This is a genomic window from Niastella sp. (assembly GCF_045805085.1).
Classification (GTDB): Bacteria; Bacteroidota; Bacteroidia; order Chitinophagales; family Chitinophagaceae; genus Niastella.
In genome coordinates this window covers 1-6,435 of record NZ_JBJMLX010000333.1, presented here as the reverse complement: position 1 = coordinate 6,435, position 6,435 = coordinate 1, and the positions used below count along the sequence as shown (strand labels likewise).

General features: G+C 46.7%; 4 protein-coding genes. All 4 read right to left on the bottom strand.

All coding sequences use genetic code 11. The features are described from left to right. Positions 1-950 (bottom strand): hypothetical protein (locus ACJ751_RS17570; RefSeq protein WP_407746827.1); only part of this gene is annotated, 950 nt, incomplete at its 3' end. 120 nt (positions 951-1,070) lie between these two features. Continuing rightward, positions 1,071-3,032 (bottom strand): T9SS type A sorting domain-containing protein, encoded by a 1,962-nt coding sequence (locus ACJ751_RS17565; protein WP_407746826.1) that lies wholly within the window; start codon positions 3,030-3,032, stop codon positions 1,071-1,073. A 369-nt stretch (positions 3,033-3,401) separates the two neighbouring features. Next, positions 3,402-5,600, bottom strand: a complete 2,199-nt coding sequence (locus tag ACJ751_RS17560; protein WP_407746825.1) for a B12-binding domain-containing radical SAM protein — start codon at positions 5,598-5,600, stop codon at positions 3,402-3,404. A 49-nt stretch (positions 5,601-5,649) separates the two neighbouring features. Further along, positions 5,650-6,435: gliding motility-associated C-terminal domain-containing protein (locus ACJ751_RS17555; RefSeq protein ID WP_407746824.1), on the bottom strand; the 786-nt coding region annotated here is incomplete at its 5' end.

The window sequence follows — 6,435 nt, the reverse complement described above, 5'->3', positions numbered from 1 at the left end:
TAGGAAGCACGCGCATTTTTTGCCGCTATGCCGTTCTGTACCCAATTTGAACTGAAATCGTAGATGAGATTGTTGGCTAACAGGTTTTCTTTACCGGCAGCACCCAGTGCCGAATTCAAAATACCATAAATATAGCTGCCAAAAGCAGCTATATGAAAATTATGGATTTTGTTATTGATAACTTTTACATGCTGGTCAAACAGGTTCAGGTAAACGCCCGAGACCTTGGTGGTGGCATGCGGGCCGCCCTGCAGGTCATTGCCATCCACCACAGTGCTATCGTTATAATTCAATTGAATACAGCTGGTATAGGAGTCGGAAATAAGATTGTTCAGGATCTTATTGCCCTGCATTAATACGGCAGCACCGGAAACAGGGGCGCTGTTTAGCGTAATGCCTGTTCTTCCGCCGGAAATTGTATCGTTCTGAATAAGGTTATTATCGCAATTACTGGTACCGGTAGCTGTTGCTGCACCGTGGTTACCATTTATTACAATGCCTTCGTTATTGTCGGGCGTTGTAGTGTTTGTTGGAAGAATGATCCTGCAGTTCCTGATAATATTATTATCTGAGTTATTTAGTAAATGAAAACCATAGCCAAACTGGCCGGCTGCCTGCGGGGTAATTCTGATCTTATCAAAAGTTACATAACTGAGGTTATCCAGTTTCACCCCTGCCCGGTTATTGGTATTGTTAGAAGTAAAGGACAGCGTTACGCCATTACAGTTGAAAGTGAGGGTATTGGCGGCATTGGTACCAATCCTGCTATCGAGCGTGATCTGTTCGTTGTACGGCCCGGTACCTGCCGTTACATTAAATGTAATGGGACCGTTCAGTCCGTTTTGCATGTAAGCAACCGCATCGGTAAATGAATGGAAATTGGAACCACTGGTTGGCAATGTGGAATTGATGGTGTAGGTGCCTGACACCTGCGCATGTGCTGCATACAAGAAAGATAATTGAAGGCATAGGCAAAGACAAAGCACGTGCAATGCGTTTCTCATAGCTGATTAATGGATTTTAAAATCAAAGGGATGGCGCCCGCAAAGAAGCCCATCCCTTTTTATAAACTATTTTGTTAAAAGCATTCTTTCCACAAAAACATCATTACCCGATACCACTTTTACTGTATACACGCCTCTTGACCAGGAACCAAGATCGTTCATTTTGATCGTTGAATAACCTTTTTGCGCATGGGCATTGGTTGACCTCATCAGTTTTCCGCTAACATCATAAATAAATACCTGTACCTGTTTATCGGTATTGGAAGCAATATTTACCGATACCACATTCTTTACCGGATTGGGCGCCAGGGTTACCGATAATTTATTAACAGCTAAAGACAGTTCAACCACTTTACTGTAAGTGATGTTGCCATTGTTGCCGGTTACTTTTATGCGGTAGTATACCTTCGAAGCGTTTAAACCAAATACTCCATCATTAGCCTTATAAGCTGCGTATGTTGAACGGGTATCAGCATTCACGGTTCCTGCCAGGGTATAATGAACGCCGTCGGTACTTCTTTCAATGGTAAAATATTTTACATCATTATTTGCAGTCACCGACCAGTCAAGACCAACCAACCCGTTATTGAGCAACCCGGTTACATTTATTTTGTTGCTGGCCAGCACCACACAGGTTGGATCGTAGGTTAAGGTGGCGCTGTCAACAGCATAGGCCGGGCAACCGTTTGCCAGCGTTTGAATTACCTTATAAGTACCGGCCTTATCTACCTTTATACTATCGAAACCGTTGTTATATACAATATGGCCATCTGCTGTAGTCCAGGTATAGAATGAAGTTGAAAAGGGGTCGGTAACTAATATATCGGCAACACCGGAGGCGCCGCAAAGTACAGGTTGATCCGCCGCAACATCCACAGCTGGTGGTAAAAAGAAATCGAACGGTGAAATAAAGTCTTTCAATTCTGAAGTGAATGAGGTGGAACTTCTTGTTTTTACCATTACTTTACTGAACGGGATGCCGCATGGCGTTTTTCCCATCAAACTAACAGGATCAAGACCGAGCACGGTAAGATTTATTCCAAATTCCATAAACTGGCCTGCAGAAAACTGCGTTACCACAGTACCGTTGGCGCGTGGCAGCTTGTATGGGCCTGCCCAGGTAGAACCGGCGTTCTCCGTACCAAAATAAAACGGGTTGGCGTTTTTCGGTTGAATGCCTGCATAGCCATATTGTGCATTGTTACTGGCGCCATCAAAAGTGCCGGTCCAGGCAAATGTCGCCGGCGTTTGAGATAATGTAGCATGATCTACCCAAATACGCGCTTCAATGGAGGTAAGATCTGAGCTGCTATAATTAGCCGCAAAGATCATATCGCCTGCCTGTGTTACATTACCGGCTGCATCAAATTTCCAGGAGGTATGCCCTGCATCAGGGCCATAGCCGGTAAATTTTAGAGTGCTGCGGGTATAAAATATATCGGTCTGGTATAATTCAAAATCAAAATAACGGTCACCGCCCGTACCTTCTATAGCCACCGCACCAAACAGCCAGAGCGGGTCAGTCTGATTATAATTGGGCCCTTGCCGTCTTAAGTGCAGGTATACGTCGAGAATGTCATCTTTTTGAAGCACATTAACCGTCCCCCCTGTCCAGTCTACCGGGCTGTCGCCATTTTTATCGGAGCCTGCGCCATAGGCAGTCTGGTCAGAACCGTGATAATCCCTTACAAAAACCGCATCAATTAAAGTTCTTTGGTTTGTTTGATAAAAGGCAGGATATGCCATCTTACGGAAGAACGGGATGTTTCTGTTGGCAGCGTTCGCATAACCGGCCACAATAGCAGCCGCGCCTGTTGTGTCAATCACAAATATACTGTTGTTGCCATTGGGGATCTGTTCGTAGTACCAGTCGTCGCAGTCAGAACAGGGGCTTGAGGCAGTAACGAAGACATTGTGTTGTACATCGGCATCTATCCCGAATCTTCCCTGAGTGGTGGGCGTTATGATCTGCGTGTTACCCGCACAGGCACAGATCGACATAATTAGGTAGAGTACAGTTTTTTTCATAAATACGGATTAATATAAATTGTACTAAATCCATTGTCAATATCAGGATCTCAATCAGTCGGACAGGTATCATTGCCAGTAAACAGCCTGGCTAGCCAGGATCACTTATATTGAAAATAGTTTAGACTAACTTTTTTGGTTGGGATGCCCATACCCTTCATGTATTTATCACCTTAACTTATGCGGATCTTTTGAGGCATTTGGATATTATAGGACTGGAACAAATATATAAATTAAGATTATAGATAAATTTAATTATATATAATCTAAGACATATCTTTCTTTTTAAGTAAGTGTATCTATATAGTATCTCAGCTGTTTCTGAAGGGCCTTGAAGAAACACGAAAGGAATGCAGAAGAAGACTCATTTTACAATCGCAACAGACCCACCTTGTACAAAGTGTTCACCGGTTTATTATCCCAAAACAATTCAAAGTCCTGGAGCCCGGCGGCGTTGTAGCTGTCCGTTACATCCTGTAAGGTTAGCATTTTGGGATTGTTGATAGATAGTGCATTCAACATCCCGGCCAGCCAGTCGCCTTGTTCGCGGTCGACACTGATACTGACCTTTGCACGTTTGTCCTGAAAGGTTAGGGAGGTCATTTCCCAGCTATTGCCTTTTTTACTTTTGGTGAAGTGTTCTACGATGGGCGGTTTGCCCAGGTATACAATGCGGCTGGTGGGTTTGGCCGCTGTATATATTTCCTGTTCCAGTACTTTTTGAATATAGTCAGGCGCTACTTTGGTTTTAGGCACTTTAAACTCGAACCATTTTGACAGTGGTTCATTGAGGCCGACGCCATGCATATAGTTGAACAGTGATTTTTTCAGTCCAAATGCAAACGCCTCATGTTCGGCGCCTGATTCATCGATGTGCACCAGGTCGTTGTTGGCAAAAGCGCCCACCAGGGCTGATTCTCTTTTTACCTTGAATTTCTCCGGTTGCATACCGACGGGACTGTGCACCGTCATGGTGAACAAATGCCAGAAGGCCGACTGCAGGATACCGGCGGCGAATAACTGCCGAACCATTTCCAGGGAGTCGATGGTTTCCTGTTCGGTTTGCGTGGGGAAACCATACATCAGGTAAGCATGTACCATAATGTCGGCCTCTGTAAAATGTTTGTTCACCTGGGCCACCTGTGCTACTGTAATGCCTTTTTGGATCAATTCCAGCAGGCGGTCGCCGGCCACTTCCAGTCCGCCGGAAACGGCAATACAACCGGAGCGTTTCAACAACAGGCAAAGATCGCGGGTAAAACTTTTTTCAAAACGCACATTGGCCCACCAGCTCACTGTTAGTTTGCGGCGAATGATCTCCAGTGCCAAAGCCCGCATCATGGCGGGTGGCGCGGCTTCATCTACAAAGTGAAAACCGTTCTGCCCTGTTTGTTTCATCATTTCTTCCATGCGGTCTACCAACAGCGAAGCCGCAATGGGCTCATAGAGTTTGATATAATCGAGGGAGATATCGCAGAAAGTGCATTTGCCCCAATAGCAACCATGCGCCATAGTGAGTTTGTTCCACCGGCCATCGCTCCACATCCGGTGCATGGGGTTTACTACTTCAATGGCAGAGATATATTTATCGAGCAGAAAATCGCTGTAATCGGGTGTACCCACCTGCGCCTGTTTGTAATCGGTGCAGCTGTTGTTATTGATGTATTGCACGGCGCCGTCCTGTAACGTAAAGGTTCTTTTCAACTCCGCTGGGGCCCGGTGGCCTTCCACCAGTTGCACCAGTTGTTCAAGCGGCGCTTCGCCATCGTCGAGGGTTATATAATCATAGAACTCGAACACCCGCGCATCGGAAAGCGAGCGTAATTCGGTATTGGCGAAACCGCCGCCCATGGCCACCTTCACGCCGGGATAGTTTTGTTTGATCCATTGTCCGCAGCGCAGAGAGCTGTACAGGTTACCGGGGAAAGGAACGGAAATAGCCGCCAGTTTGGGCTGCAGCTTTTCCATGTGCGCTTTCAGCAATCTAATCAGCAATTCATCTATAAAAGTATACTCCTGTTGCAGGGCGGTGTACAGTTCGTCGAAGCTGTTGGCAGAACGGCCCAGTTTTTCGGCATACCGGCTGAACCCAAAATGCTCATCCACACACTCTCCTATCAGGTCCGACAGGTCTTCGAGGTACATGGTGGCAAAGTGCTTGCCTTTGTCCTGCGTACCCATGGAGCCAAAGGCCCAGTCCAGGTCTTCCAGCTGCGCAAAACGGCTGGCTTCGGGCAAAAAATCCCGTTTGCATATACGGTGCGCCAGGGTTGGGTTATGACCCTGTAAAAATAGTATTACATCGTTGATGGTATGAATATAATCGTCCTGCAGGGCCACCATACGGGCGGCATTTTCAGACAATGGCTTATTCAGCTGGTTGATGCGGTTGAACAGTTCCTGCAGTCCTTCCCGGCAGAACAGGGCCAGCGTTACCTCTATGCCCAGATCGCTCTGGAAGGAACGGATATTTTTGGTATTCAGAAACCCCTTCAGATAAGCCGTTGCCGGATACGGCGTGTTAAGCTGCGTAAAAGGCGGCGTAATCAAAAACACAGGAACACTCAAGATCGAATAATTTCGGCAAAATTACGCTAAAAAGTGGGTTTTAGTCCACTTACCGCATCAACATCACCGTCCCCTTATTCTTTATCACGCTCCCTGTTGACGTGGTGATCACCATAACATACACATAGGCGCCGGATTCGGCAACCTGTCCGGCCAGCGTACCATCCCAACCGGCATTAACATCGCGGCTTTCGAATACCTTTTGCCCATAGCGGTTAAAGATCATCAGGTTGAATGAGTGGGGCACATCACTTGTTTTAACATGCAGCACATCATTACGTCCGTCCCTGTTGGGAGAAAAGGCATTCGGCAGGTTATAGCCAGACAAACTACCAACCGAACACCCCGACCCTATTTTTAACGCAACCTGTGCCGTGGCCGTACAACCATTGGCATCGGTACCGGTAACCGTATACACGATATCGTTCTGTATATGAACGATGGGGTTATTTGTTGCAGCATCTGACAAATTTGTTGCAGGACTCCATTGATAGGTGGAAGCGCCTGACGCATCCAACGTAACCGTATTGCCGGCGCACAAATTGCCGGTAACTGGCTGAATGGCCACTGTTGGATTGCCATTCACCGTTACAGTTATTGCTGTACGCGGGCTTTCACAACCGCTTGTTTGACTTACATAATAAGTAGTGATGCCGTTGGTGGCAGTAGAAGGAACCGGCGCAGTGGAAGAACCAGTACCTGTTGTAGCATTTGTATACCAGAGCAGGTTGGCGCCCGTTGCTGTTAATGCTACCGCAGTAGCATGCTGGCAATAGGTGGGTGAAGCAGCTACAGGAGCAGCAGGCGCCGCATTCACCGTTACGGTTACAGGCGC